Below are 26,257 nucleotides of genomic sequence, written 5' to 3'. Positions count from 1 at the left end.
TTACAACAGACATGTTGATTGAGACGTTCCCCACACAACTCAGCCCCGCCCCCGTCTGGCGACCGCGAACCCGCTGGCAACGGGCCCGCATTGCCTTGGCGCCTTTACTGCGCCGCCCTGGCTTCCTGCTGGCCCTGGCTGTCGTCGCTTTCGCGCTGCTGTCTGCACTCGTCCCGGGGCTGCTAAGCCATGCCGATCCGTATGCCACGGCGCCCGCTGCCAAACTGGTAGCGCCGAGTGCTGCTCACTGGTTTGGCACCGACGAACTTGGCCGCGATCTGTACAGCCGGGTGGTCCACGGATCACGCCTGTCGGTCACGGCCGCACTGCTGGCAGTGGGCATTGCTCTGGTTGGCGGTCTTGGGCTGGGTATCCTGGCCGGTTTTGCCGGTGGGCGTCTGGACACCCTGCTCATGCGCCTGATTGACGTGATGTTGGCCCTGCCCGGCCTGCTTCTCGCTCTGGCCATCGTGACGGCCATTGGTTTCGGCACCGTGCCCGTCGCGATAGCCGTAGGCGTCGGCATCGTGCCCGGCTTTGCGCGCACGACCCGGGCCGAAGTGCTGCGAATCAAAACCCTTCCCTACGTCGAGGCGGCCCGGCTCGGCGGCGCCAGCTGGACCCGCACCCTGCTGCGCCACGTGTTACCCAATGCATGGGGGCCCGTAGCGGTTCTGGCGACGCTGGATTTCGGCGCTGCAATTCTCGCCACGGCAGGCTTGAGCTTCCTCGGTTTTGGCGCCGCGCCGCCTGCGGCTGAATGGGGCACGCTGATCGCCAACGGCCGATCCTTTCTGATGACCGCACCCTGGGTGCCTTTACTGCCTGGCCTGTTTCTGGTGGCCGTGGTGTTCAGCGTCAACCATATCGCTCGTACGCTGGAGGAAAGCCCACGATGACATCCCCACTGCCCCTCATTGAAGTCACCGATCTGCAGGTGTCGTATCGTGCCGGCGGTCAATCAACGCCTGCAGTGCGTGGTGTGTCGTTCACTGTGCAGCGGGGCGAAACCCTCGCCATCGTCGGCGAATCCGGATCGGGCAAATCCACGCTGGCCAATGCTTTACTGGGCCTGCTGCCGGGCAATGCGCGCATCGCTAGCGGACAGTTGCGCGTCGACGGCAAGGACGTCACGCACGCCAGTGAGCGTGAGTGGCAAAGGCTGCGTGGCCGCACGGTAAGTCTCGTGCCCCAGGATCCGATGGTGGGGCTCAACCCCACATTGCGCATCGGCCAGCAGATCGGCGAGGCGCTGATTCAGGCGCAGGGTCGACGTTACCTCACGGTTGACGCCGACATCATCGAGCTGCTCAAACGCGTCGGGCTTGACCAGCCCTTGCTGCGCGCGCGTCAGTATCCCCACGAACTGTCCGGTGGTATGCGCCAGCGCGTGTTGATCGCTATCGCGCTGGCCGGCAATCCGCGGCTGATCATTGCCGACGAACCCACCAGCGCTCTGGACGTGACGGTGCAACGCAAAATCCTCGATCACTTGCAGAACCTGGTGGCCGAGCGCGGCATATCATTGTTGATCATCACCCACGACCTCGCTGTCGCCGCAGATCGTGCCGATCGACTGTTGGTGATGAAGGACGGTCAGCTTATCGAGCAAGGTCCTCCGGCACAGGTCCTGGCGTTCCCGTCTCAGCCCTATACCCGAGCGCTTATCGCAGCAGCGCCAGCCTTCAGCACCCGCGCACGTCCAGCGCCAATCCCGGCCGCCAATGGCGCCCGGCTTTTGTCCGTGGAGGGCATCAGCAAGACCTTCCAGCTACCCAGACACAAAGGCGAGCCGAGTTCATTTCAGGCATTACAGGATGTCAGTCTTGAGGTTTACCCCGGACAGACAGTGGCCATCGTCGGTGAATCCGGCTCGGGCAAGAGCACTGCGTTGCGTATCGCATTGGGACTGGAGCAGCCAACCGAAGGCCGCATCGTCTTCGATGGCCAAGACACTATCAACCTCAGTTGGCGCGAATTTCGCCCCCTTCGTCAACGCATGCAACTGGTGCAGCAGAACCCGTTCGCCGCGCTGGACCCGCGCATGACTATTTTCGAGAGCGTGATAGAGCCGCTGGTGTCCTTTGGTCGACTCAAGGGGCGAGCGCTTGAACAAGCAGCCCGCAAGCTGATGGAACGGGTTCATCTGCCAGCGACATTTTTAGATCGACTGCCTCGAGAACTCTCCGGGGGGCAACGCCAACGCGTCGCCATCGCTCGCGCGTTATCACTGCAACCGGATCTGTTGCTCCTGGATGAGCCGGTGTCGGCGTTGGACGTCTCGGTTCAAGCGCAGATTCTCGACCTGTTGGCCGAATTGCAGGCCGAGCTGGGGCTGGCCTACCTGCTCGTTTCCCATGATCTGGCGGTGGTTGCCAATGTTGCCCATCACGTGTTGGTCCTGCGCAATGGCAAGGTAGTTGAACAAGGGACGATCGACGAAGTGTTTAAAAACCCCAAGGCGGCCTATACCCAGGAACTGCTGGCGGCGGTGCCAGGGAAAAAGCTGAGCGCCTGATTGATATACCGGGAAACACGCCTTCGCCAGATGACATTGGCAGAAACCAATCCGAGCCGCTTATAAGGCTTCAGCTTGCTCCACGCGATTTCGTCCCCCACGCTTGGCGCGGTATAGCGCGGCGTCAGCCGCGCCGTAAGCGGTATCAAAGGTTGTCCCCGAGGTGCTCGCGCTGACGCCAAAACTTGCGGTGATCTGCCGGTTTACCGGATCGGCAAATACATGACTGGCAATCGCATCACGCATGGCTTCGGCCAGTTCCAGGCCTCGCTCCAGGTCTTCGCCGCTAATCAGGACCGTGAACTCCTCGCCCCCGACGCGCCCTATTTTCCCGGTGTCTGCGACTACCTCGCGCAGGCACTCGACAATGCCCTGAATGACCGCATCGCCGGCAGGATGACCAAACTCGTCATTCACGTGCTTGAAGTGATCGATGTCCAGCACAACCAGTACTGCACCGTTTTTTTGCAGGGCCTGAACCGCCAGATCGATGATCGCCCCGCGATTCAGGATTCCGGTCAGGGCGTCATGCGTCGCGCGGTATTCAAGTTGACCGGCCAGCGTTTGCAACTGCGTATTGAGCAAATTCATTTCCCGCTCGGCACGGTCGCTTCTGCCGATCAACCGTCGCATTTCGCGCAGCAGTCGTTCGTAATGAGAGGCCAGATCAGTCAGTGATCGCTTGTAGATCGCCGCCTCGGCATCGGTCACGGCCAGGATAGAACGGGCATGGTCGAGCGCATCTGTCTCGTTCTTGAACAAGTCAGGAATCGCGTCACTCGAAGCGCAAATGGGTGTGACTGAAGCTGACATGACCGTCATCCTCATCAAGTGGTGATTGGATGGTCGTTGAAGGTGACCGCCGTGAAGTCAGCCTTCAATTCTTCGCCGAATTCAAAAATCGTTTCGTCTTCTTCGTCGTGGTACCAGTTCACCTCAATGCGGTTTCCGGCCTGGGCAGATTGATCCAGGGCATCAAAGATATTGAACAGGATTTTGGTGCTGGAACTGTTGAAATAGGCCAGCGCGATATTGACGGTGATTGTCGCGCTGGTTCGTTCAAGCAGGAAAGCGCGTAATTGCTGTAAAACCGGAGCGTAAAATGCAGCAGCGTTTTCCGGATACGACTCGCCCTTCATCGAAAGAAGATCCTGATCAAAACGAAAATCGATTTCCGGCGAAGTTGCGGTTGCTTCGATGTAGAAGTTGTCCATGCTAGATAGGCCACTCATTTCAAATAATCGCTTTGAGGCAGAACAACGTGGTGTCGGGATCGTCCTCTCTCGCATGAAAGCCAAACTCCAAAGGTGCGCTTGCGTCGCGCGCCATGGTCAGAAAGCCCAGCCCGGCGCCCTTGCTATCGGCAGGCGTTTCGGAACGCAGCGTTACCTTGTAAGCGGCCTTGATTTCTTCAAGGGACATGCTGCGCAAAGGTTCCAGTTTTTCTCGCAGCCGTTCCACCTCGGTCGTCGCAATGGGGTTGGCGCAAAGCATCAGGTGCCGCTCACCTTCGGCACTGATGCAGACAGCACCCTGGCGAAGAACAGAATTCTCGGAATGAGTCGCGCCAAGGGAGTCGGACGAATAATGAATAATATTCTGCGACAGCTCGACGAACGACGAAAACAACTTGCGGCGTGTTGGCCCGCTGACACCAGAGATCTCCAGCTGAAGTTTCACAACCTCGGCCATTGCGGAAACAACGTGATGAGAGAAATAGCCCTTGTGATAGAAAATCACGTTTTGCCGACTGGCCAATTCGAAGAATGAACCATCCAGCTGAGCGGTCGATGAATTAAACATTTTTATTCCTGAGGCGGGCACAGAATAGGGTCAAGTCATCCCGACGGGTTTGCTCGCCCTGCCAGTTGAGCAGCGTATTTTTTATAGCGTCACAGATGGCTGCCGAGGGTTGGGCACGATGTTGCAGAATGGTGTCGAACGCCTTGCGCTTGCCGAATGCGATTCCTTTAGCGCCGCCGATTTGATCGGTCAGCCCATCGGTGGCGATGAAAATAATGCTGCCAGGTAACATCGACACGGTGGCGGGAACCCACTCAAAGTCATAATCGCTATCGACGTAGCCAACACCCATTCGCTGACCTGCCAGGGTTTGAAGCTGTTCCGAGTCCGGATGCAGTATGTGCAACGACATGCGCGCACCTGCGAAACTCAGTACTTGCGTGGCGTTGTCGAACCAGAAAAACGCCGCATCCAGCCCGTCATCTGATTCCGGTGTACCGTCCAGACCATCGACCTGCCCCAGGAGCCCCTTCACTCCGCGATTCACGGCCGACAAAAGCGCGGCAGGGTTGCGTGGCCCGATTTGCCCCAGCGCCTGGGTAAGCGACGAGGATGCAATCAAGGTCATGAAGGCTCCCGGCACGCCATGCCCTGTGCAATCGGCAATCGCCCCGAACCAGCCCTCGGGATACGCACAAAAATGATAGAAATCGCCACCCACCACATCCCGCGGTTCCCACAACAGCGCAGCGTCATCCAGGGTTGAGGCCAATGCGTCGCGAGAAGCTCTGAGCATCGCCCGTTGAATGACGCTGGCGTACTCGATGCTTTGCATCATCTGACGATTCTTTTCCGCTTGCATGGCGGCCACCACGGCCATCAGTTGCAAACCATTGCCCAGACCTGCGAACCGGCCTTCACGCGTTACGATGAAGCCGTCGGCGAGGGCTTTTTCGCCATACTCGACCGTCTTGAAGGTCAGCTCTTCGATGCTCATCCGGGAGTCGACCACCAAGGGCTCTTTGTCCATAAACGCAATGCAGCTCTTGCGGTCATACAACTCGCGATGAAACGGCTTGCTCATCTGCGACATGAAGATATTTCGATTGATCAGCCCAATGGGGCGCTCGCCTTCGACCACCGCCAGGCACACCATCTCGCGATGCGCAGTGAAGGTATCCATGACCTTGATATTGGTGCTGTCCGAGTCGATGCCGGGCACCTCGTTGCACAAATCATCTGCACAGCGATGATCTCTGGGCAGCGTGGGTCGCATGAATGTGAACTGTTCTGCCTGCATGCTTGCGTCATCGTGGCTGACTAAAGCTCGTATCCTGACACGCTGATATTAAAGTGATATTACAGCGCGAATTTCATTCTGCTGGCCGCTCAAGGCGTCATCGTTCCTTCACACCGTTGTGACATTCATTTGGCAGCGCTCGGTCAGACACCCGCCAGGCACGCCAAAGAAAAGCGACGTTTTGTGGATCAGAGGAAAGAGGACAGATGAAAGTGACAGTGTTCGGAACGGGCTATGTAGGCCTCACCCAAGCGGCCTGCCTGGCCGAAGTGGGTCACACGGTGTGCTGCGTGGATGTCGATCGGGAGCGAATTGACGCCCTGCGCCAAGGCATCTGTCCGATTTTCGAGCCTGGCCTGGCGCAACTGCTGCGTAACGGACTGGACAGCAAACGACTGCATTTCACCACGGACGAGGCCGAAGGCAGTTGCTTTGCCGAGCTGGTATTCATCGCGGTGGGCACGCCCCTGCAAGCCGACGGTCACGCTGACCTGAGTCAGGTGCTCACCGTGCTGCGTTCGCTGCTCAGGTACGCCGAAGGTGCGCGGATCATCGTCAACAAGTCCACGTCGCCGGTGGGTACCGTTGACCGCATGCGCCGCGAGATCGCTGTCAGCCTGCGACGCGATGCAGGCTTCGAAGTGATCAGTAACCCGGAATTCCTCAAGGAAGGTTCTGCCGTCAACGACTGCCTGCGCCCGGACCGCATTATCGTCGGCGGGGCGAGCCCGGTGGCACTGGAGCGTTTGCGCGAGCTTTACCAGCCATTCAGCCGTAACCGCGAGAAGTTCGTGGTCATGGATGCCCGAAGCGCGGAGCTGACCAAGTACGCCGCCAACTGCCTGCTGGCGACGAAGATCTCCTTCATCAATGAGATGGCCAACCTGGCCGAACGTCTGGACGCCGATATCGAACAGGTGCGGCTGGGCATTGGCGCCGACCCGCGCATTGGTTATGACTTTATTTACCCTGGATGCGGCTTCGGCGGCTCGTGCTTTCCCAAGGATCTGCACGCGCTGCTCAGGACCGCCGAAGAGCACGGCATGGAAGCGTCTCTGCTCGGCGCGGTAGAGAAGGTCAACCGCCGCCAGAAACACCGTCTATTTGAGAAAATCCACGCGCATTATCAAGGTTCACTAAAGGGCAAGGTCTTCGCGGTCTGGGGGCTCGCCTTCAAGCCAAATACCGACGACATCCGCGAGGCCTCCAGCCTTGCCTTGCTCGAAGCGCTGTGGGCCGCCGACGCGCAGGTCCAGGCCCATGACCCTCAAGCCATGCAGGCGATCCAGCGACAATATGGCTCGCGCACCGATCTGAGCCTGGCGCATTGCAAGGAAGACGCGCTGGAGGGCGCGGATGCGCTGGTGGTGATTACCGAATGGCAGGATTACCGGGTGCTGGATCTGGATCGGCTCGGTCAACAGCTGCGTGACCGGGTGGTATTCGACGGACGTAACCTTTTCGATCCGATGCAGGTGCGTGACGCCGGACTGACTTACTACGGCATTGGTCGCGGGCAGGCGGCCCAGCCGTGACGGTGCTGGTGACCGGCGCCGCCGGTTTTATCGGATTCCACGTCGCCAGGCGGCTGTGCGAGCAAGGCGTTGAAGTGGTCGGCATCGACAACCTCAACGCCTACTACAGCGTTGAGCTCAAGCAAGCCCGTCTGGCCAGGCTTCAGTGCCTGCCGGGTTTTACTTTTCAGCGTCTGGACATCACCGACCTTGCCGGTCTGTCTACCCTGTTCGAGCGGCACGGTTTCAAACAGGTTATTCACCTGGCGGCCCAGGCGGGTGTGCGTTATTCGCTGGAGGATCCTGGCGCTTACGTGCAGTCGAATCTGGTCGGCTTCATCAATGTGCTTGAAGCCTGTCGGCACCATCGACCGGCGCATCTGATCTACGCCTCCAGCAGCTCGGTCTACGGCGCCAACGAGCGCATGCCGTTTCAGATCGAGGATGCCGTGGACCGGCCACTGTCACTGTATGCCGCCAGTAAACGTTGCAACGAACTGACCGCGTACAGCTATTCCCACCTGTACGGTCAGGCAGCCAGCGGCCTGCGCTTTTTCACGGTGTACGGCCCTTGGGGTCGTCCGGACATGGCCCTGTTCAAATTTACCCGGGCGATGCTCGCCGGGGAGCCCATCGAACTCTACAACCATGGGCAGATGGCGCGGGACTTCACCTACATAGATGACATTGTCGAAAGCATTCTGCGCCTGCGTCTGCGCCCTCCCGTCGCTGTCGACAGCACGCCGCCCCATCAACTCTTCAACATTGGCCGGGGGCAGCCGGTCACGTTGCTGGAGTTCGTCGATTGCCTGGAAGCCGCGCTGGGTTTGCGCGCAGACCGCCGCAACGTGCCGATGCAGGCTGGCGATGCGCTGAAAACCTGGGCCGACGTCTCCGCGCTGGCGCGATGGATCGACTTTCAACCGCAGGTGTCGCTCGACGCCGGCGTCTGCGCTTTCGTCGCCTGGTACTGCGAGCATTATCAAATCCAGGTCCGTCTGCCATTTTCACAACAGGGACACCCATGACTGTGCCGATTTTTCTTTCCGTAGTGATTCCCGCCAAGAACGAAGCCGACAACCTGCCGACCTTGCTGGCGGAGGTTCGCAGCGCGTTGTCCGGGGAACACTATGAAGTGCTGGTGATCGACGACGGCAGTACCGACGACACCTTGCGAGTGCTGCGTGGGTTGCTGGACGGCGGATTTCCGGAACTGCGGGTCCTGCGCAACGAGCGCTCGCTGGGGCAAAGCACCTCGATCTACAGCGCGGCTCAAGTTGCCCGGGGCACTTGGCTGGCAACCCTCGACGGCGATGGCCAAAACGATCCCGCTGACATTCCCGGCATGGTGCAACTGGTACGCGCTCGCGCAGGACGCGCCGATGCCATCCAGCTTGTGGCCGGGCACCGGGTGAACCGTCGCGACACGGCCAGCAAGCGTTGGGCCTCGCGCTTCGCCAATGGTCTGCGCAGCCGACTGCTCAAGGATTCCACGCCGGATACCGGTTGTGGTCTCAAATTGATAGAGCGTGAAGCTTTCCTGCGCCTGCCGTATTTCGATCATATGCACCGGTTTATTCCGGCACTGATCCAGCGCCACAACGGCCGCATGTTGATCCATCCGGTCAATCATCGTCATCGCCAGGCCGGTGTGTCCAATTACGGCAATCTGGACCGGGCGCTGGTCGGCATTCTCGACCTGTTTGGCGTCTGGTGGCTGATCCGCCGCACCCGCTTGAACAGTCTGCCTCAGGAACTGAACCCATGAGACTCGATAGCGCAACGCTCTGGCTGATCCTCGGTTTTGTCGGCCAGGCAGTATTCACCGGCCGCTTCGTCCTGCAATGGCTGTACAGCGAATTCAAGAAGCGCAGCGTCATCCCGGTGGGCTTCTGGTATCTGAGCATGCTGGGCAGCTCTCTTTTACTGGTTTACGCCATCTATCGACAGGACCCGGTGTTCATCGCTGGCCAATCCTTCGGACTGGTGGTGTACCTGCGCAATTTGCAGCTGATCAACCAGCAAGCCAAGTCAGTCAAGGAGCCATGACGGTGCGACCTACCCTTTCCCGTCGCCTCGAAGGATGGCTGCTGGTCGCGTTTGCTGTGCTGTTAATCGGTGCCGGATTAGGTCTGCGCCAGGCACAGAATGTCGATGAGGAGCGCTTTCTGGGCGTCGCGCTGGAAATGTTGCAGACCGGTTCCTGGTTCGTGCCCCACCGGGCGGCAGAGATTTACGCCGACAAACCGCCACTGTTCATGTGGACGGTCGCGTTCTTTACCTGGCTGACCGGCCGCCCGCAAATCGCTCTGTATCTGCCGGGTTTGCTGTCGGCGGCCACTGCCACCGCAGTGCTCTACGACCTGGGCAGCCGTCTGTGGAACAGACGCACCGGACGCGCGGCGGCCCTGCTGTTCCTGGCCACCTATCAGACCTACAGCATCTTGCGCACCGGCCAGATCGACAGTTTCCTGTGCCTGTGGATCGCGTTGGGTTTCTATGGACTGGTCCGCCACTTGTTGCTGGGCCCGGCCTGGCACTGGTTCTACCTGGGTTGCGCGGCCATGGGCCTGGGCATCATCAGCAAGGGCGTGGGCTTCGTGCCGGCGCTGATGCTGATTCCCTACGCATATGCCGTGCGCAAGGGTTGGCATGGCGTGGTGGCAATGCCCGGACAGGCTGCTCGCTGGGCGCTTGGCCTGCTGGTGGTGCTGCTGGCCTGCTGCCTCTGGCTGGCGCCGATGGTCATCTCGGTCATGCGCGACGGCGGGCCGGAAGGTTTTGCCTATCTTCGCGAGATACTCCTGCATCAGACCGCCAATCGCTATGCCAGCGCCTGGGACCACCGCGAGCCATTCTGGTACTTCGTCGTCAAGGTCATCCCCCAATATTGGTTACCGCTGGTGCTGGCGCTGCCATGGCTGGTCCCGGCCTGGCGTCGACAGCTGGCCAAGCGCGACGGCCGGGTGCTGGTGCTGCTTGGCTGGGTGTTGCTGGTGCTGCTGTTCTTCAGTCTCTCCAGCGGCAAGCGCAAGATTTACATCTACCCGGCTTTGCCCGGCCTGGTGCTGGTCGCGGCGCCGTTGGTGCCCTGGCTATTGCGGCGCTGGTTCGCCGACCGCGCCTGGGCCCGGCGCGTTTTCCTGGGCGCGACGGTGGCCTGGTTCAGCCTCTGGTTTGCCCGCGGGTTCATTGAACCGCTCATGGAGGGCGACAATCCCCATCAGCGCCTGATGGAGCAAGCCGCCGAACTGACCCAAGGTGCTGACCTGGTGCTGGTCAACTGGCGCGAAGGTCACTGGCTTTATGCACGCCAGCCTCTGGTGCATTTCGGTTTCGCTCACACTGTGTCGATTGAACAGGCAGCTGGCTGGTTGCAAGCGCACCCAAGCGCCTATGCACTGGTGCCTGGCGCGCAACTGGCGAGATGCTTCATCCTGGACAAGGCGGTCCCGCTGGGCCGGACGTCCCGGGCCGACTGGTTCATCGTGGGCGCTAGCGCCGACAACGGCCAATGCCGACCGGCCAGCCCTGCTTCCGTCTACCGCTTCGTCTGGAGTCCTAACGGACGTTGAGGAGCCAAATGCAAATATTTACGGCATCTGTGCATTCGTTCGCGCGCTGACGGTCCCGCTCACTCGCTGCTCTCGGGAAAGATACAGCCGCCGTTGCGCACCAGCGCCTTCACCTCTTCGCCGACCTGCATGGGGTTTTGACTCAATCGCGCGACGAACTCCTTGCGGCGCAGCACATATGACTCCGAATCGTGCTTCGCACTCCAGAGGATGATGTTGAGCATGACGGGAATGAGGTCCAGCCCCTTCTCGGTCAGGGTGTAGAAGTCCTTGCGTCCGTCGTCGGGGCTGGGTGTCCGCAAGAGAATCCCTTGCGCCTCAAGGAAGACCAGGCGCGACGCGAGGACATTGGTCGCTATGCCCTCTTCCGACTTCCGGAACTCGCCATATGTCTTCTTACCGACAAAAACGATGTCGCGAATGATCAACAGCGACCACCGGTCGCCGAAGATTTCCACGCCGTAATTCACTGCGCAATGGGACCGAACGTCTATCTTTGATGTCGTTTTCATGGCCGGATCTTAGCATCGCTTGCATGTAGCAAGTAAAGCTCCGCTTCTCGCTTGCCAACCAGACCCATGCAATTGCGGTTTCCTCGCTGAACTCAAGCGCGCGCCAGCCCAGCCGATAGATAGTAAGTCGACGGCTCCAGGCCTCGTCCGCCTCTTTGAGTAAACCAGGGTAAACGTCTATGGCTTCGCCGCTCAACCGCCTGCTGATGTTTAGCGCCCTCATGCTTCTGGTTGCCAGCGAATTTTCGCCGAGCGCCTGCGCAGAGCCCGCTTTGCGGATCGTCACGGAAGAGTTGCCACCCTACAACATGACGCAGGATGGCCAGGTGACTGGCATGAGCACCGAAGTGGTTCAGGCCGTACTCAAGGAGATTGGCATTCAAGCGTCGATCCAACCTATGCCCTGGGCGCGGGCGTACGAGCTGGCGCTCAATGAAAGCAATGTCTTGATTTATTCAATTGCCCGCACGCCTGCGCGCGAAGAGCTTTTTCAGTGGGTAGGGGCGATCGCGCCAACCCAGTGGTACATATATTCATTGGCTGAGCGGCCCATAAAACTCAACTCGCTGGACGATGCTCGTGGTCATCAAATCGCCACGGTCAATCAGGATGTGGGCGAGCAATATCTGATTGCAAAAGGTTTTCGTATCGGTGAGGAGCTGCAGTCGAGTACCCGGTACGAACACAATTACCGCAAGCTCAAGGTCGATCACGTCGAACTCTGGATCTCCAACGAGCTCAACGCGCTGTACCTGACCCGCCAGAATGGTGAAGACCCGGAAAAGGTGCTGATCCGTTCCCTGCCACTTCCTGCGCTCTCCAGTCAGGAAGGCTTGAGCATGGCGTTCAGCCGGGGTACGCCAGCCCAGACGGTAGAAAAATTTCGTTCAGGCCTGGAGACCATCCGTCGCAACGGCGTTTACGACGCCATCATGCGCAAGTGGTTATGACATGGAGGGCGATCTCGAGAGTCCGGTTCAACAATCTCAGGGCAACAGGTTCAGCTCGTTAGGACGTCGCCTGGTACTGGCGACGCTTTTATTTTGTCTGATCTTTACCTTGGCGATGGTCTCTTTGCGCACCTGGATGGCCTGGAACAGTAATCTGAAGGAGATGAATTCGGAACTCATCCTGATTGATCAGGTGTTCCAGAACACCTTGTCCCATGCCATCTGGGAAATGGACCGCGAATCGCTGAACAAGCAACTCGCCAGCGTCGCCAGCGCCGCGCCGGTCGGGCGCGTGGTGCTGAGCATCCTGCGCCCCGGTCAATCGCCTGAAGTCATTGAACTCAGTCGCTATACCGACGCCACGTCGGACACCGCGCCGATGCTGCACCGCCAGCTCGTTGCCCAGCCCTATGCGGGAGCACACGAAGTTGTCGGCGAGCTGACTATCGAAGGCGATGCTGATTTGCTTTGGGCACGTCTTTGGGGCGAAGCGCGGAGCATCGTTATTACGCAAGTGATCCAGTCGTTGTTGCTGGCTGGGTTGATCATGACCATGTTTAATCGATTGGTGACCGTGCACGTCGTACACATCGCGCGGCATCTGGGTGGGCTCGCGCCCCAAACGCTCGGGAATCACCTCAAGCTGCAGCGCTCAGTGCGGCGTCAGGACGAACTGGGCTTGCTCGAATCCCAAGTGAATGAGCTTCAGGACAATCTTCACGCCCACCTGGAACGCCAGCATTCGGATGAATTGGCCATTGCCGCCAGCCGCGATCATTTGGCCGAACTGGTTGAAGCGCGTACCGCGCAATTGAAGGCCGCCAATCAGTCTCTCGAAGCCCTGTCCCGTCACGATCCGCTGACAGGATTGGCCAACCGTCGCTATTTCGATGAACTGAAGGAAGTGGAGTTTCGCCGCGCCATGCGTCACAAAACACCGCTGGCGGTGCTCATGTGCGACGTCGATTTCTTCAAACTTTACAACGACACTTACGGCCACATGCTGGGTGACGAGTGCCTGAAACAGGTTGCTGAAACCCTGAGGAGTGTCTTCGGACGCTCTGGCGAACTGGCTGCCCGGGTAGGCGGCGAGGAATTCGTAGTGGTCCTGCCTAACATCGATGCAAAACAGGCCTACAAGGCTGCCCAACTACTGCGCACCAGCCTGGCTGCGCGAGAATTGCCACATAGTGCGTCGGCGGTGTCTCCCTTTGTGACCTTGAGTATCGGAGTCGCCGAGGTCGAACCCCAGACCATGGACCATTTCGACCAATTGCTGCAACGCGCCGATCAGGCGCTGTACCGGGCCAAATCTCAAGGGCGCAATCGCGTCGCCTTATAAACCAGTGTGGCCATGAGGTCTGTATGCATTTTCGTATGACGTTCTGCTCATGCTTGTTCCTGGCGCTAGTCGGCCTGCAATCCCACGCCGAGGGGATTGAAGTGGTGACCGAGGATTCTATGTACGCGTACCCTCGTGACGGCAAGATCGTCGGTCCGGGTACTCGCATTGTCGAGGAGACCTTACGAGGCGCTGCGCTGACTGACTATAGCCTCTCGCTATACCCATGGGCGCGGGCCTATGAAAAGGCTTTGCATGAGCCTAACGTCCTGATCTACCCCTTGACGCGTACCGCAATCCGCGAAGAGTTGTTCAAGTGGGTGGGCGAGATCCACCGGGTTTCGATCAAGTTTTACAAATTACGTGGGCGCACCGGTATCACGCTGAACAGCCTTGAAGATGCCAAACGCTACAGTGTCGGCGTGGTGCGTAACGATACCAAGCAGACTTTCCTGGAGCTGCAAGGGTTCACTCGCCTGGTTATATCAAACGATAATCGCGATAACTTTCAAAAATTGCTCAATCAGCAAGTCCAGCTGGTCCCTATGTCAGAGCCCTCAGCACGTCTGGTCAGTGAAGCCGCGCAGGTAGATTTTGACTCGCTGGAGGAAATCTATTCGATCGACGAGCAGCCCGCCAGGGTCTACATGGCGTTCAGTCGAGGCACGTCCGACGAAATGGTCGACCAGGCCCGACGCTCATTCGAGCAGCTCGAAGCCTCAGGGGCAGTGGTTCGAATAATGAATGAAGATCGTCCGTCAAAGCTCACGAAGTGAGCGACTGTGCCTGATGCATCTATTTTCAGTTTCCGCTTCCGGGCCTTTGGCACCCGCCTCAACTTACGGGTTTAACCCCTCGCGTTGCTGTGCGTTCCAAAGCTCCAGATTCGACGTTACAAGCGCTTGAGGCAGCGTACTTGAAACTATCTTCTGCATATGTTCGTTTATTTGTTTTCGCAATGTTTGATCAATGCACCGAGAGTTGGCTGAAAGCGCCAGATAAAGACCCTCGCGACTGACCGGCGGCTCGAGAGCCTCTATGACCGCCTCGACCCCCAACTTTTTAGCTAACGCCATTCCAGGGAATTGCTCGAATATCACAAAATCGTTGCGTTTGAGTACGAGCTTTTGGAACGCCTGACCGGCTGTTGGCACAGCCTCAAGCGAAAAGTTTGCTTTAGCGTAATCATCGAACGCTTGACCGAAGCTGTTGTTGACCAAGGTCCCACCACTGCGTCCGGCCAAATCAGACCATTGATGATAGTGGAAGTCTTCGTTTTGCCTCACCCAAATCATATTGGACGTAAAAAGAAACGGTGGGCTCACAAAGTTCAAAGTCCGCTCCCGATCTGCAGTGAGAAAATATCCGGCCAGCATATCAATGCGACCTGCTTTCACCTCTTCCTGCGCTCGCGACCATGGCCCGCCGTATATGACTTCGATTTTTAGTCCTAAAAGCGTGCCCAAGTGTTTGATCAAGTCAGCGTTTGCGCCTATGAGTTGCTGAGGGTTATGTGGGTCTCGCCACAGGTAGGGAGGATATTCGGCATTGCCGGTTGCAGTCAGGTGATCACAAGCACTTTCACTCAGGGCTATGCAGGGGATCAGCAGCATGGCTGGCATCGAGATGAATTTGCACAAACTACGCCCCATCATATTGAACCTCTCAGGGAAATCCCGTGTGCACGTGGTATGCCCACGGCCGACTGATACGACCCGGTGAATCAAGATGAGGTAGATAGTGACAAGCAGCAATCCTTTTTGGAGCCTGCACACGTGCCATTTGTGTCGCAAACCTTGAGAACTGCCATCCAGCTGCCCTGGCAGCGCTTTACGCAACCTTTACCGAATCCAGACCTCCGTTTACACGAAACGGGTGTTTCATACATCCATGGCGAACCCACACATGCCGCCTGAGGAGACACCATGTTTTCGAAGATAACCAAAGTCTTGATCCTGTCCGGTTGCCTGGTTGCCGCGGGTGCGGCATCCGCCAACGGCCGCGATGTGATCGTGCCAGTCATCGCCGGGGCTGCGGTGGGCGCCATACTGGCCACTGTGATCAGCGGTTCAAACCACGATAACTACCGTCCGCAATACCAGGGCTACCAACCACAGCCCCGATATCAGCCGCAGTATCAGCCGCGATACCAGCCAGTGGCTTACGTACCGGTAGCCACCCGCGTTGAATATCGCCGCTTCGATCCGCGACCGCCTCGCGGCTATTACAACGGTGGTTATGGTTATGATCATGGTCGTGACAGGGGGCGTGATCGTGACCGCGGCTTCGACCATAACCGGGGCGATGGCCGCTGGTAATCGCTAACCCGGGCACAAGGCCGCTCTTGTCATTGAGAGCGGCTTTTTTATTTGAATAAATCGGGCCGCCTCATCCGAGGTTCAAACGCATCCAGTGCTCCACATCCATGACTTCAACGCCATGCCGGGCATTGAACGTGCAGCTTTGATCCCACGCAACGCCCTTGCCTTGCGCAAAGACTGCCCGGTATTTTCTGATTGCGTCATCAGGCTCAAGTGCCAGATCCGCATTCAACTTCGCGACAGGCCACTCGACCCGTTGCACGTTGCGCTTGAGCACCTTGTCGATTTTGTCTGCCAGCTCGCCATACGTCAGCGTGTCACCGGCGGTGTAAATCACCTGATTAGCCAATCGTGGCTGCGCCAACAGAATTTGCGCCGTAAGCAAGCCGATGTCTTCGGGCGTCGTGACAGTGACGCAAGTGTCCCAACTGCCGAGGGCGTGAACCGTGTTTTCGGCGAGATTGACCACGCCGAACACCGGCTCGAACAGGAAGCTGGTGAACATCCCGGTGGAAATGATCAGCCATTGCGTTGCATCTTGCCCGCGCAGGATATCCCTTACGTCCAGCTGCTCATCGAACAGATCCTGGGCGCTGCCTCGACCGATGACGTCATAGTCGACACCAAACTGCCAAGGCACATAACGCAGAACACCCGCTTCGATTGCCGCCCGCGCAAGTTTGATTTGGGTACCTTTACCCGCAGCAAACCCAATGCAGCTGACCACGGTGTCAAAACCACGGAACAAGGTGCTGAGTTCGCAAATCGTGCCTGACACCAGATCGCCCGACAGCAATTCGATACCCAGCGAGCGCAGCTCATCAATTTCCTGTTGCTTGCCTGGCGCGCTGGACTCCAGCGTCGAGGGACGCAACAAAACCGAGACCCGCGTATCACCCGCCAACGCAGCCAATCTGGCCAGTTGACGAAGAACCGCCATACCCAATTCGCCCGCGCCGAGGACGAGGATCCCGCGCTCTGTAGTGCGTGTGACCGCTTGCATCATCATCTCCCGTTATTTGTTTGCACCAACGATGGCACTGCGTGATGCTGGCACACATGAAGACGGCTTATAAGAAGGCACACCAGTGATACCGCAAGGGCAATTGGACACCGCAGAAGTATTAAGACACTCACAAGCCGCGTGTGACGCCTTGAGCGCTGACGATGACGGGCTGAAACGCGAAGTGCTGACTCATGCAGGCAATCGCTGGTCACTGGGCGTTGTTCATACCCTGGGTGTGGCAGGCAAATTACGCCACGCTGAGATCGGACGGCGCATGCACGGCGTGACGCAAAGGATGCTCACCCGCACGCTTCGCCAGCTCGAACGCGACGGTCTGATCGTGCGTCACGATCACCACGAAGTGCCGCCGCGCGTCGAATATGAGTTATCCGCGCTGGGCATGGGTTTACTGGTGCACATGATCCCCCTGTGGACCTGGGTGGTGGAAAACGCGGAAGCTTTTCGCAGCGCTCGCACGGCCTATGACAGCCAGACTAATCCCGTCATAGCGCCCTGACGAAACGCTTGCGATATTCGCTGGGGGTCACGCCAACGTGCCGGGTAAACGTGCGCCGCAAGGTATCCGCGTTGGCGAATCCGCACTGTGCCGCAACCTGTTTGGGCACATCCACCCCGCTCTCCAGCTGCTTTCTGGCCGCAGCGACCCGCGCCTGTTCGACCCAGGCCGCTGGCGTGATGCCCACCTCGGCGTGAAACAAGCGAGCGAAATGCCGTGGGCTGAGGTTCACCCGTTCGGCCAGCCGTGAAATGCTGTGATCGTCAGCAGGATTGGCCGCGATCCAGCGTTGCAGCTCCTGCAGCATGGCCCGCCCGGTGGGCAACGATTCGCCGCGCCGACTGAACTGCAACTGCCCGCCGGGACGTTTGAAGTACATGACCAGCTGGCTGGCGACCTGCTTGGCGATGTCACGACCCAAATCATCTTCGACCAGCGCCAGTGCCATATCCAGGCCCGCTGTAACGCCCGCTGCGGTATGCACCTTGCCGTCGTGGACATGCAGGGCATCTTCTTCCACGCAGATATCGGGATAGCGCTCGGCCAACAGCGCCGAGCGCATCCAGTGGGTCGTGACGTGCTTGCCTTCCAGCAATCCAGCCGCCGCCAACACAAAGGCACCCGTACACACTGAGCCATAACGACGGGCGCTGCGTGCCGAGTCCTGTAGCCAGCGAATAACGCTCGGTTTCAGGATCAGGTAGGGAGCATTAGGGGCGCCAGCCACCAGCAGCGTGTCGACCTCGGACAACTCGTCGCCCAGAACTTGATCAGGCAATAAACGGGCTCCGGATGAACTGTGGACCGGCCCCGCCTCCAACGCCCAGATCTGCAGTTGATAGTAATCGCGACCGCTCTGGGCATTGGCTTCGGCAAACACATCCAATGGCCCCGAGACATCCAGCAACTGAACGCCGGGCACCGCAAGAATGGCGATGGTGCGTGTTTTCGTCATGAAGGGCTCCGCGTCCGTCAGCTGCGCGATATGGCAGGATTTGAATGTTAGCGCCATTTGAAGCCATATCGCCAGCGTTCAATACTGGACTCACCAACCACACAGACGGACGAACCCCATGACATTGACTATTGGCGACATCAAGATTCCGGACAGCACCATGGCGCGCCAGATTACCGAACTGGTACGCGATACCGAGTCCGAGCTGCTCTTCAATCACTCCAGCCGCGTCTATTACTTCGCCGCCCTGGCCGGCCAGAAGCGCGGGCTGAGCTTCGACTCCGAATTGCTCTACGCCGGCTGCATGTTCCACGACATGGGGCTGACTCATAAGTGCAGCAGTGCCTGCAAACGCTTTGAAGTGGACGGCGCAGACGCGGCGCGGGATTTTCTCAAGGGCTATCAGGTCAGCCAGCAGGATATCGATACGGTCTGGACAGCCATTGCGCTGCACACCACACCCGGCATTCCCGAGCATATGCACCCGGTGATCGCATTGGTCACAGCAGGCGTGGAAATGGATGTGCTCGGCCTGACTTATCCGCTGTACAGCGACGCTGAGCGCGAAGCCGTCGTAAAGGCCTATCCGCGCAGCGCACAGTTCAAGGAAGACATCATTCAGGCGTTCTATGACGGGATCAAAGACAAGCCGGACACCACCTTCGGCAACGTCAAGGCCAATGTCCTCGCGGACAAGGATCCGTCGTTCGTTCCGGGCAATTTTTGCGAAGTGATTCGCCGGTCCGCCTGGTCTGCTTGAACGCAGGGAGAATTGCCGCAGCTCGTTGAGTCAACTCTGCGAGCTGACAACTCCAGCAACACAACCGGATCACCTGACCCGGACCGCTGGTAAGCAAGCTTGAAACCTTCTGTGGCGGAGGAATATTTCATGTCGTTCGGCTTCCATCTCGCGACAAACCAGTAGGTCTGTTCGATTCAGATAGAAAAACTTTGCCGCAAGCCCCTGCGCGGAAATCGCACGCAGCTCAGGCGACTAAGCCGCCTGCGCCGTGAGAAAGTCGATCAGCGTCCGGACGCGCAGGGACATATGCTTGACGTGTGGATACAGCAACATGAACGGCCGGGTCGCGCCACCCAGTCCGCTGAGTAATTCAACCAATGCGCCGCGCTCGATGTCTTCCTTCACCGTGAACCGATAGGTCTGCACGATCCCCGCCCCATGCCTGGCCATGGTCACACTGGCGAGATAGTCCTCCAGGCACGTTGTATTGCCGGACGTCTGTACGTTGATTGCCTTGCCCTTGTCCATGAACATCCAAGGCAGGTTTCGGCCGCTGCTGGGCAGTTCGAACTGGATGCAGTCATGTGCTTGCAGGTCTGCCAACGACTCAGGGACTCCGTATGCTGTCAGATACCCCGGCGAAGCGACGACCACCAACTCGGCGTTCTCCAGGGTGCGTGCGATCAGTCCTGAATCGTCCGGAGCGCGACCGCGAACCGCCAGGTCATAACCGCCCTCGGCGAAGTCGATATTGCGATTGCTCACATGTACCGCGACTTTCACCAATGGGTATAGACGACGAAACTCAGCGAGCATCGGCAGCAGCCGAAAATGTGCGTAAGGCGTGGGCGCGCTGATGCGGATTTCACCTGAGGGCGCCTGTTGCTGGCCGCTGACTTCACGCTCGGCATCGACCAGTTGGGTCAGCGCCTGGCGACACTGTGCGTAATAAAGGCGTCCGCCTTCCGTCAGGCGTATCTGCCGGGTGGTTCGTACGAACAAACGAACGGCCAGGCGCTCCTCCAGCCGCGAAACCGATCTGCTGACCGCCGCCGGAGTGACGCCAGCGGCGTTGGCTGCCGCCGTGAAACTTTCGTGCTCAACGGCCAGACAGAACAGCTCAATGCTACCCAACTGCACGTCATCAAAATGTCGCGGCATGTCAGCCCCTATTAATTACATCAAGTATCAATTCAAATGCTCAGCAGGCGATTTATCTGACTCTGACGCAAAAGTAAAGTGGCTTCATCGGACAAGAGTCCACTCATCCAGAGGCCTTTACCATGAACACCACGCAAACCGTTATTGTCACCGGCGCTTCCAGCGGCCTGGGTTTCGCCATTGCTGAGGCGTATCTGCAGCGCGGCTACAACGTCGTCGGCAATGCTCGCACCCTGAATCGTCTTGAAACGGCGGCAGCCAAACTCGGTAACCCGGAAAATTTCTTGCTGGTTGCCGGCGACATCGCCCAACCGGAAACCGCCAAGGCCCTGTTCGAGCGAGCCATCGCCGCTTTTGGCAAGGTTGACATCCTGATCAACAACGCTGGCATCTTCATTCCCAAAGCCATCGGTGACTACACCGAGACGGACGTCAATGCCATCGTCGGCACCAACCTGATGGGCTTCTTCTACCCGTCTCAGGCTGCAGCGACCCACATGTCCGCCAACGGCAGCGGACACATTGTGACCATCACCGCAAGCATCGCCATGCAGCCTAATATCAAGGTCCCGGCGCTGCTGCCGGTGCTGATCAAGGGCGGTTTGAACCACGCCACTCGCGGTCTCGCTCTGGAACTGGCGCCGTTCAACGTCAAGGTCAATGCCGTTGCGCCGGGAATCATCAACACGCCGCTGCACAACCAGGACGAAGGCACTCAAGCCTTCCTCAAGGGATTGTCGCCAAGCGGCACCATCGGCAGCCCGAAAGATGTGGTGGATGCGGTGATGTACCTGACCGACTCGTCCTTCACCAGCGGCAGCGTTGTGGTAGTCGATGGCGGCTCCACGGCTGGAACCTGGTAATTCCAACTGTGCGCGCAAGATAAGACGATACACCTTGACGCCTGCTTCTTCGAAGCAGGCGTTTTTCGTTCTCAGGCCGTCTGCCGCTGGAGACTCCAAACGGCGCATCGCCGCAAACCGGGCGATTACCGGACACTCTGCCTTGTCGCCCTTGGCGCTGCGCCCTACCCTGTGCGCCCTGCGAAATCACTCCTTATGAGTAATAACAAGCACTGGAGAACATTGATCATGCGCGCCCCGCTATCACCTGTCGGCCTGGCCCTTCTGGGTACTTTTTCCACAAGCCTTTGCCTGGCCTCCGATTTCAGCTGGGTAGACCCGGCGGTCGCGTCGGTCAACCAGGAAGTCATCGAGCTGCGTCACACCATTCACCAGAATCCTGAACTGGGGAATATGGAAGTCGAAACTTCCAGACTGGTTGCCCAGCGGCTCAAGGACTCTGGCCTGGAAGTCAGGAGCAACGTTGGCAAGACCGGCGTGGTCGGCGTGCTCAAAGGTGGTAAGCCCGGTCCGGTAGTAGCCTTGCGTGCCGACATGGACGCCCTTCCCGTGAACGAAATGACCGGCTTGCCGTTCGCCAGCACCGCAACGGGTGTTCGCCTCGGGAAAACAGTGCCGATCATGCACGCCTGTGGCCATGACACCCACACGGCGATGCTGCTCGGCGCAGCCAAGGTGCTTGCCGAACATCGCGACAAAATCGCTGGCACGGTGGTTTTTCTGTTTCAGCCAGCTGAAGAAGGTGCCGCTGACGTGGGCGAGTTCGAGACTGACGCCGTAATCGGCGCCAAGGCGATGATCCGCGACGGCGCGCTGGACTCGCCCAAGGTGGAGGCCATATTCGGCGTTCATGTCATGGCCGGTTACCCGACGGGCCACCTGTACTACAAATCCGGAACCGCACTTAACAGCAGCGATGCATTCCGCATCACCCTAAACGGCCAGCAGACCCACGGATCTGCGCCCTGGAGCGGCGTTGACCCGATCATGGCCAGCCAAGGCATTATCGCCGGCCTGCAAACCTTGATCAGCCGACGGATTGATATGACCAAGGGCATGGGCGTAATCAGCGTCGGAACTATCAATGCCGGTTCGGCGAGCAATATCATCCCGGAAAGCGTTGAGCTGACTGGCACGATTCGCAGCAACGACGCCTCGATTCGCGACACCATCCTGCAGAAAATGCCAGCGATGGTGAATGGGATTGCTGGCGCCTATGAAACCAAGGCCAAGTTGCTTTTGGTAAATATTGCGCCGGTTACCACCAATAATCCCGCGTTGACTGAAGCTATGGTGCCCGCTTTGGAGCTGGCCGCGCCGGGCAAGGTCGCGCGCCTGGATTCATCGCTCTCACCGAGCGAGGACTTTTCCTACTACGCGGAACGGGTGCCGGGGCTATTCGTGTTTCTCGGTGCCACGCCCGAAAACCAGAATATGCAGAAAGTACCCAACAATCACAGCCCGTACTTCACTGCGGACGATGCAACCCTGGCGACCGGGGTCAAGGCTCATGTCCAGTTCGTGCTCAATTATGCCGGCCACTCTGCCAAGACTCTTTGACCGCCATGGGGCGTAAAAAATGGAGCGCTGTGCAAGCGCGGAGACCTGTTCAGCCACAGGGCTGGCATTGCCAGCCGTGAACAGCTACCTTTCCGGCTTTCCCTCTGTGCGCCCGAGTTCCCATGGCCCCAGCCGACAGCCGCCGACATTTTGGTATGAGCCTCAAAGGCATCAATCAGCCTTATGGTCGCACCGACATCCCTTCAGGACCGCAGGCAGACGGCTGTCGCAAAATTGCCGTGGTGGTGCTGGAGCATTTTTCGATGATGGCTTTCACCGGTTCACTGGATGCGCTGGTGACGGCCAATTATCTGAGCCAGACGCCACGCTATGAAATCAACACCTACAGCCTGAAAGGCGGTCAGGTTCGCAGTGATCTGGGCATAGCGATTGCGACGGACCTGCCCGTCGACAAGCTGAGCGTGGCGGGTCTCGACATGCTGATCGTCTGCGGTGGATTGCGAACCGCCTTGACGCCTGCTCCGGCGCTGATCAAAAAACTGCGGCAGGCCAGTCGCCAATCCGTACTGCTCGGTAGCCTGTGGAACGGTTGCTTCCAACTGGCCCACGCAGGCCTGCTGGACCAGCGCGAATGCACCGTGCATCCAGAAAGCCAGGCCAGCCTTCACGAACTCTGCCCCGGCGTTCGTCTGCGCCCTCAGCCTTTTGTCATTACCGGCGACCTGGTCAGTTGTGCGGGCGCCAATAGCGCGCTGGGGATGATGCTGGCGATCATTCGGCGCCAGCAAGGGGCCGAATTGGTCAAGGGCATCGAGGCGATTCTCAGCTGCGATCGGGGCGCCTATGCCGAGGACATGCCCTTGGCCCGTGGCGGCCGGGATCCGGCCTTTCCGCCGCAACTGTCGAGCCTGATCGAGCTCATGGAAAACAATCTGGAGGATCCGCTGGAGCTGGATGAACTGGCGCGGTATGTGGACTTGTCTCGACGGCAGATCGAGCGCCTATTCCAGACGTTCCTTCACAGCTCGCCACGTCGCCACTACCTGGAGTTGCGCCTGACACGGGCACGTCGCCTGTTATTGCAGGGCAATGCCTCGGTCGTGGAAGTGGCCATGGCTTGCGGTTTTATCAGTTCCCATCACTTCAGCCGGTGCTTCCGGGATTATTTCGGCTACACCGCCAGCCAGGCGCGTAGCCGACAGCGTATCGCGAGCGATGCTTCCCCTTCCCAGCAAGCGTCAACCAAAGAGCCCGACCGTTGACTAGAACAGCCGCCCCTGCGAAAGGTCATCCTGGCGCGCGCTCACCACGGGTCGGGACTGCAGAAAATCCAGAAACGCCGCTGGTGACGAAGTGACCGGCTCCAGACAGTTTCTTTTCTGCAAAGAGACGAACAGCGCCAGGGCATAGGCTTGGCAGTTGATGGATTTTTGCGGGCTGAACTCGATATCGGTGAACGCAGAATAGTCTGCCAGTTGTTCCGATAGATCCTTGCGACCCTTCAGCGCGCTGATATACAACCAGTCATAGAATGCAGTCTGCGGCTCCAGCGGCCAGTCCGTACCCACGAAGTTAAAGCCTGTGAGCCTCCCGGAGGTACGCAAGCGCTCGTCACGCTTGGCATCACGAGACGTGAACCGGTAAATCTCGGTAAAAGGGCCGCCGTCCTCGAACACTTTGCTGCCCTGGAAGGCGCATTCAACACTTACAGGATGCTCAAGCATCGACATCGCAAAAGAAAGGTTAAAGGCACTCAGCGCCACTCCGAGTGGTTCCGCCGATTTGGTCGACACTTCCAGCACACGATCAACGCCCGTTAACTCGCGTGCGGCCTGATGCAGGGCCTTGATGGATTTTTGTTTCTGCGTCACGGAGAGACCCGCAAACCATTCAAAGTCAACGGTGTGTGTGATCACGGGCGCTTGCCCATCGGGGTTCGGAATAAAAACCGGTCTGCTAGCCATCAGTAAGTCCATCCGCGTTTACGGGCATAAGAGCGAGCGCCGAGAAAACCACGACCTTCAGAATTAACGAGGTTACGTCGGTCCCCGATGCAGTGCCGGAAGTTGTGCTGGCTGCTCGCATCACTGAACACCACTCCCTTGATCAAATCTGGCGACACAGTATCAAACGCTAAAACTTCAGCTTGAACGTCGGTGGGATCGAAAGCCAGCAGCTTGCTTTCTTCGCGAGACGGTAAGCCCTGCACGGGGTTAAACAGATTGTCGAAGGCCGACACGGTCTTGAGGTCGTCGAGGGGTTGTTGGCGAATACGATGGTCAGCGGCATTGTGATTGCAGAACGCGACGTTCAGGGTCCAGAGCACACTGCGATCAATGACCAGCACAACCCAAGCTTGTTCAGGAGCCTTCCAGCGGTAATGGGCGAACATCTTTTCGTTTGGGTAACTGACCGACAGGCAAACCGCATCGGGGCGACCTTCCAGACGCAAGCGATCATTAGCCGTGAAACCGACATCAGCCTCAGTGAGCGTGGTGATTGAACACAACCCAAGCTGCATGATCGAGGGTAAGTTTTCGACACGGGTGAAATGAACCAGATAAGGAAGTTCCAGAGCTTTCACTCGGGCTTCTATCTCGGCTGCGGATGTGAGTATCGAGCGCGGAGTTAAAGCCTCGTCAATGGCAGACTCAGGCGGTAACGAGCCGGTGGCCTGAGTGGTAATCGTGCGTAACAAAGCACCGAACGACAGACGTGCGGATGATTTGTTTTTTTCGGCAGCAATCCGGCACAGGCTGCCCCAGGTCTGCGCGCCGCCCACCTTATTGAGTTCATCCTGCAGTGCGATGCGCAGTGGTTCGTTATTCCAGATCTGACGAACCATATCGCGCAGAAAATCATCTCGTTCGCTTTGCAACGAACGTATTTTGGCTGCGATGGCAAGGGTATTAGTCAGGTCCGCATCGTCAGGACCGGGGGCAATAGTAAAGTCTGGAAACTGCCACCCAGGCGACGGTTTTGCTACAGAAACATCAGTTGGCGGTTTGAGTAATTTGCTAAACCGGGCATGAGCTTCCTGAAAGTGAGCCCAGTCTTCCTCACCACGCTCCTCGCGCCACGCCCGCAACTTGAGCACAGTTTGTGCGCGTTGCAAAGCATGTTCAATGCCGAGCTTTTCAGTGAACACTGTATGTTGCAGCGCTTGAGTCGCGCTGTTGACCGTCATGCTCAAGGAGACAGAGTCAGTAAAACTCGTGAGAGCATTATTCACCGAGTCGAGCTTGCGCTGAACAGCACCGACCGGGGGCGGGATTTCGAAAAGTTTGGAAACCGGCCGCCCTGCGCTTGAAACAGGCTGCAAAGGGCTTAAAACAGTGGTCTCACCGCTCTTGGCTTTGCTCGGGCGGGCTGTCTCAGTGTTGCGGCCTGCTGGCTTGAAGAACGCGTAGCACGTCCATATCGTGATCAACTGCAGCAGGATAAGACCCGAAAAAAACACGGTCGCCAGCGTGAATAGTGTCCACGCCGCGCATGCAACAACCAGTGATTTTTTGCCTATGAGACTCGCGATATAAAGGGTAAAAATTATAACTATCTGAAAATAAAGAATCGTCATCCATGGCTTCCTGAAGGCAGCGCCGTTTAATTATCCAGAGGGTAAAGCCAACTGCCAGACGCAGGCTGTATGCGGTGACCGATCGCGACCATCCAACCTTCGCGCTTGCTGCGCCAGGTAACGGACCTATGAGTCTGCGG

The 26,257-nt window shown here is 58.4% G+C and carries 27 protein-coding genes; 16 read left to right on the top strand and 11 right to left on the bottom strand.

Annotation, left to right across the window (positions count from 1 at the left end):
• Positions 1–11 precede the first annotated feature (11 nt).
• Together CFII64_RS26960 and CFII64_RS26955 are read left to right on the top strand one after the other, a co-directional pair.
• Positions 12–899, top strand: a complete 888-nt coding sequence (locus CFII64_RS26960) for an ABC transporter permease (RefSeq protein WP_052026675.1) — start codon at positions 12–14, stop codon at positions 897–899.
• On the top strand, positions 896–2,518 hold the full coding sequence (locus CFII64_RS26955; RefSeq protein WP_020294043.1) for an ABC transporter ATP-binding protein: 1,623 nt from the start codon (positions 896–898) through the stop codon (positions 2,516–2,518). Before CFII64_RS26960 ends, CFII64_RS26955 begins: the two co-directional genes overlap by 4 nt.
• 60 nt (positions 2,519–2,578) lie before the next feature.
• On the opposite strand, the gene CFII64_RS26950 is transcribed toward CFII64_RS26955, so the two are convergent.
• Genes CFII64_RS26950 through CFII64_RS26935 form a run of 4 tightly spaced genes read right to left on the bottom strand, consistent with a single transcriptional unit; the run spans position 2,579 to position 5,537 of the window.
• Entirely contained in the window at positions 2,579–3,331 is a 753-nt protein-coding gene (locus tag CFII64_RS26950; protein WP_020294042.1) for a GGDEF domain-containing protein, read from the bottom strand.
• 14 nt (positions 3,332–3,345) lie between these two features.
• Positions 3,346–3,732: a DUF1987 domain-containing protein gene (locus CFII64_RS26945; protein ID WP_020294041.1), complete on the bottom strand. Its 387-nt coding sequence runs from the start codon at positions 3,730–3,732 to the stop codon at positions 3,346–3,348.
• 19 nt (positions 3,733–3,751) lie between these two features.
• Positions 3,752–4,321: a SiaB family protein kinase gene (locus tag CFII64_RS26940; protein WP_020294040.1), complete on the bottom strand. Its 570-nt coding sequence runs from the start codon at positions 4,319–4,321 to the stop codon at positions 3,752–3,754.
• Positions 4,314–5,537, bottom strand: coding sequence for a SpoIIE family protein phosphatase (locus CFII64_RS26935; RefSeq protein ID WP_044901740.1), 1,224 nt, complete (start codon positions 5,535–5,537; stop codon positions 4,314–4,316). Before CFII64_RS26935 ends, CFII64_RS26940 begins: the two co-directional genes overlap by 8 nt.
• A gap of 230 nt (positions 5,538–5,767) precedes the next feature.
• On the opposite strand from CFII64_RS26935, the gene CFII64_RS26930 reads away from it, so the two are divergent.
• From CFII64_RS26930 to CFII64_RS26910, 5 genes are read left to right on the top strand one after another with little or no spacing between them, the layout of a single operon-like run.
• Positions 5,768–7,096, top strand: a complete 1,329-nt coding sequence (locus CFII64_RS26930; protein WP_020294038.1) for a UDP-glucose/GDP-mannose dehydrogenase family protein — start codon at positions 5,768–5,770, stop codon at positions 7,094–7,096.
• A complete protein-coding gene (locus CFII64_RS26925; protein WP_020294037.1) occupies positions 7,093–8,103 on the top strand; it encodes an SDR family NAD(P)-dependent oxidoreductase in 1,011 nt (336 codons plus the stop codon). The genes CFII64_RS26930 and CFII64_RS26925 overlap by 4 nt, the downstream gene beginning before the upstream one ends.
• A complete protein-coding gene (locus CFII64_RS26920) occupies positions 8,100–8,843 on the top strand; it encodes a glycosyltransferase family 2 protein (RefSeq protein ID WP_020294036.1) in 744 nt (247 codons plus the stop codon). The genes CFII64_RS26925 and CFII64_RS26920 overlap by 4 nt, the downstream gene beginning before the upstream one ends.
• Positions 8,840–9,124: a lipid-A-disaccharide synthase N-terminal domain-containing protein gene (locus CFII64_RS26915; RefSeq protein ID WP_020294035.1), complete on the top strand. Its 285-nt coding sequence runs from the start codon at positions 8,840–8,842 to the stop codon at positions 9,122–9,124. The genes CFII64_RS26920 and CFII64_RS26915 overlap by 4 nt, the downstream gene beginning before the upstream one ends.
• Positions 9,121–10,650 (top strand): glycosyltransferase family 39 protein, encoded by a 1,530-nt coding sequence (locus CFII64_RS26910; RefSeq protein WP_020294034.1) that lies wholly within the window; start codon positions 9,121–9,123, stop codon positions 10,648–10,650. The genes CFII64_RS26915 and CFII64_RS26910 overlap by 4 nt, the downstream gene beginning before the upstream one ends.
• A 59-nt stretch (positions 10,651–10,709) precedes the next feature.
• Here the strand turns inward: CFII64_RS26910 and CFII64_RS26905 are convergent, their stop codons facing one another.
• Positions 10,710–11,162, bottom strand: coding sequence for a helix-turn-helix domain-containing protein (locus CFII64_RS26905; protein ID WP_020294033.1), 453 nt, complete (start codon positions 11,160–11,162; stop codon positions 10,710–10,712).
• 179 nt (positions 11,163–11,341) lie between these two features.
• Between CFII64_RS26905 and CFII64_RS26900 the strand changes: the two genes are divergently transcribed.
• Genes CFII64_RS26900 through CFII64_RS26890 form a run of 3 tightly spaced genes read left to right on the top strand, consistent with a single transcriptional unit; the run spans position 11,342 to position 14,230 of the window.
• A complete protein-coding gene (locus tag CFII64_RS26900; RefSeq protein ID WP_020294032.1) occupies positions 11,342–12,112 on the top strand; it encodes an ABC transporter substrate-binding protein in 771 nt (256 codons plus the stop codon).
• A 1-nt stretch (position 12,113) separates the two neighbouring features.
• Complete coding sequence (locus tag CFII64_RS26895) at positions 12,114–13,454, top strand: diguanylate cyclase (protein WP_020294031.1); 1,341 nt, start codon at positions 12,114–12,116, stop codon at positions 13,452–13,454.
• A gap of 23 nt (positions 13,455–13,477) precedes the next feature.
• The gene (locus tag CFII64_RS26890; protein WP_020294030.1) at positions 13,478–14,230 is read left to right on the top strand and encodes an ABC transporter substrate-binding protein; all 753 of its coding nucleotides are present in this window, start codon (positions 13,478–13,480) and stop codon (positions 14,228–14,230) included.
• 63 nt (positions 14,231–14,293) lie between these two features.
• On the opposite strand, the gene CFII64_RS26885 is transcribed toward CFII64_RS26890, so the two are convergent.
• Positions 14,294–15,109 (bottom strand): ABC transporter substrate-binding protein, encoded by an 816-nt coding sequence (locus CFII64_RS26885; protein WP_020294029.1) that lies wholly within the window; start codon positions 15,107–15,109, stop codon positions 14,294–14,296.
• A 270-nt stretch (positions 15,110–15,379) separates the two neighbouring features.
• Between CFII64_RS26885 and CFII64_RS26880 the strand changes: the two genes are divergently transcribed.
• The gene (locus CFII64_RS26880; RefSeq protein WP_020294028.1) at positions 15,380–15,772 is read left to right on the top strand and encodes a hypothetical protein; all 393 of its coding nucleotides are present in this window, start codon (positions 15,380–15,382) and stop codon (positions 15,770–15,772) included.
• Between the two features lie 70 nt (positions 15,773–15,842).
• Here CFII64_RS26880 and CFII64_RS26875 read toward each other — a convergent pair whose 3' ends face one another.
• Positions 15,843–16,778, bottom strand: coding sequence for an aromatic alcohol reductase (locus CFII64_RS26875; RefSeq protein WP_020294027.1), 936 nt, complete (start codon positions 16,776–16,778; stop codon positions 15,843–15,845).
• Positions 16,779–16,881: 103 nt separating this feature from the next.
• Here CFII64_RS26875 and CFII64_RS26870 point away from each other — a divergent pair, with 103 nt between their 5' ends.
• Complete coding sequence (locus CFII64_RS26870; protein WP_044901739.1) at positions 16,882–17,298, top strand: helix-turn-helix domain-containing protein; 417 nt, start codon at positions 16,882–16,884, stop codon at positions 17,296–17,298.
• Here the strand turns inward: CFII64_RS26870 and CFII64_RS26865 are convergent.
• Positions 17,285–18,253 carry a GlxA family transcriptional regulator gene (locus tag CFII64_RS26865; protein WP_044901738.1) on the bottom strand — a complete coding sequence of 323 codons (969 nt, stop codon included), beginning with the start codon at positions 18,251–18,253 and terminating at the stop codon, positions 17,285–17,287. The genes CFII64_RS26870 and CFII64_RS26865 overlap by 14 nt on opposite strands.
• 118 nt (positions 18,254–18,371) lie before the next feature.
• Between CFII64_RS26865 and CFII64_RS26860 the strand changes: the two genes are divergently transcribed.
• On the top strand, positions 18,372–19,013 hold the full coding sequence (locus CFII64_RS26860; protein ID WP_020294024.1) for an HD domain-containing protein: 642 nt from the start codon (positions 18,372–18,374) through the stop codon (positions 19,011–19,013).
• A gap of 234 nt (positions 19,014–19,247) precedes the next feature.
• Here the strand turns inward: CFII64_RS26860 and CFII64_RS26855 are convergent, their stop codons facing one another.
• Positions 19,248–20,156, bottom strand: coding sequence for a LysR family transcriptional regulator (locus CFII64_RS26855; RefSeq protein WP_020294023.1), 909 nt, complete (start codon positions 20,154–20,156; stop codon positions 19,248–19,250).
• 122 nt (positions 20,157–20,278) lie between these two features.
• Between CFII64_RS26855 and CFII64_RS26850 the strand changes: the two genes are divergently transcribed.
• From CFII64_RS26850 to CFII64_RS26840, 3 genes are all read left to right on the top strand, one after another.
• Positions 20,279–21,019 carry an SDR family NAD(P)-dependent oxidoreductase gene (locus CFII64_RS26850; RefSeq protein WP_020294022.1) on the top strand — a complete coding sequence of 247 codons (741 nt, stop codon included), beginning with the start codon at positions 20,279–20,281 and terminating at the stop codon, positions 21,017–21,019.
• Between the two features lie 228 nt (positions 21,020–21,247).
• Positions 21,248–22,579 (top strand): amidohydrolase, encoded by a 1,332-nt coding sequence (locus tag CFII64_RS26845; RefSeq protein WP_020294021.1) that lies wholly within the window; start codon positions 21,248–21,250, stop codon positions 22,577–22,579.
• A gap of 122 nt (positions 22,580–22,701) precedes the next feature.
• Complete coding sequence (locus CFII64_RS26840) at positions 22,702–23,802, top strand: GlxA family transcriptional regulator (protein ID WP_020294020.1); 1,101 nt, start codon at positions 22,702–22,704, stop codon at positions 23,800–23,802.
• Here CFII64_RS26840 and CFII64_RS26835 read toward each other — a convergent pair whose 3' ends face one another.
• Positions 23,803–24,504, bottom strand: coding sequence for a hypothetical protein (locus CFII64_RS26835; protein WP_020294019.1), 702 nt, complete (start codon positions 24,502–24,504; stop codon positions 23,803–23,805). It abuts the gene before it with no gap.
• Positions 24,504–26,117 carry a DarT ssDNA thymidine ADP-ribosyltransferase family protein gene (locus CFII64_RS26830; RefSeq protein WP_020294018.1) on the bottom strand — a complete coding sequence of 538 codons (1,614 nt, stop codon included), beginning with the start codon at positions 26,115–26,117 and terminating at the stop codon, positions 24,504–24,506. Before CFII64_RS26830 ends, CFII64_RS26835 begins: the two co-directional genes overlap by 1 nt.
• Positions 26,118–26,257: the final 140 nt, after the last annotated feature.

The organism is Pseudomonas sp. CFII64, assembly GCF_000416235.1.
Taxonomy (GTDB): Bacteria; Pseudomonadota; Gammaproteobacteria; order Pseudomonadales; family Pseudomonadaceae; genus Aquipseudomonas.
Note: the sequence above shows the minus strand (reverse complement) of the source record. Positions and strands in the feature narration are given on the sequence as shown.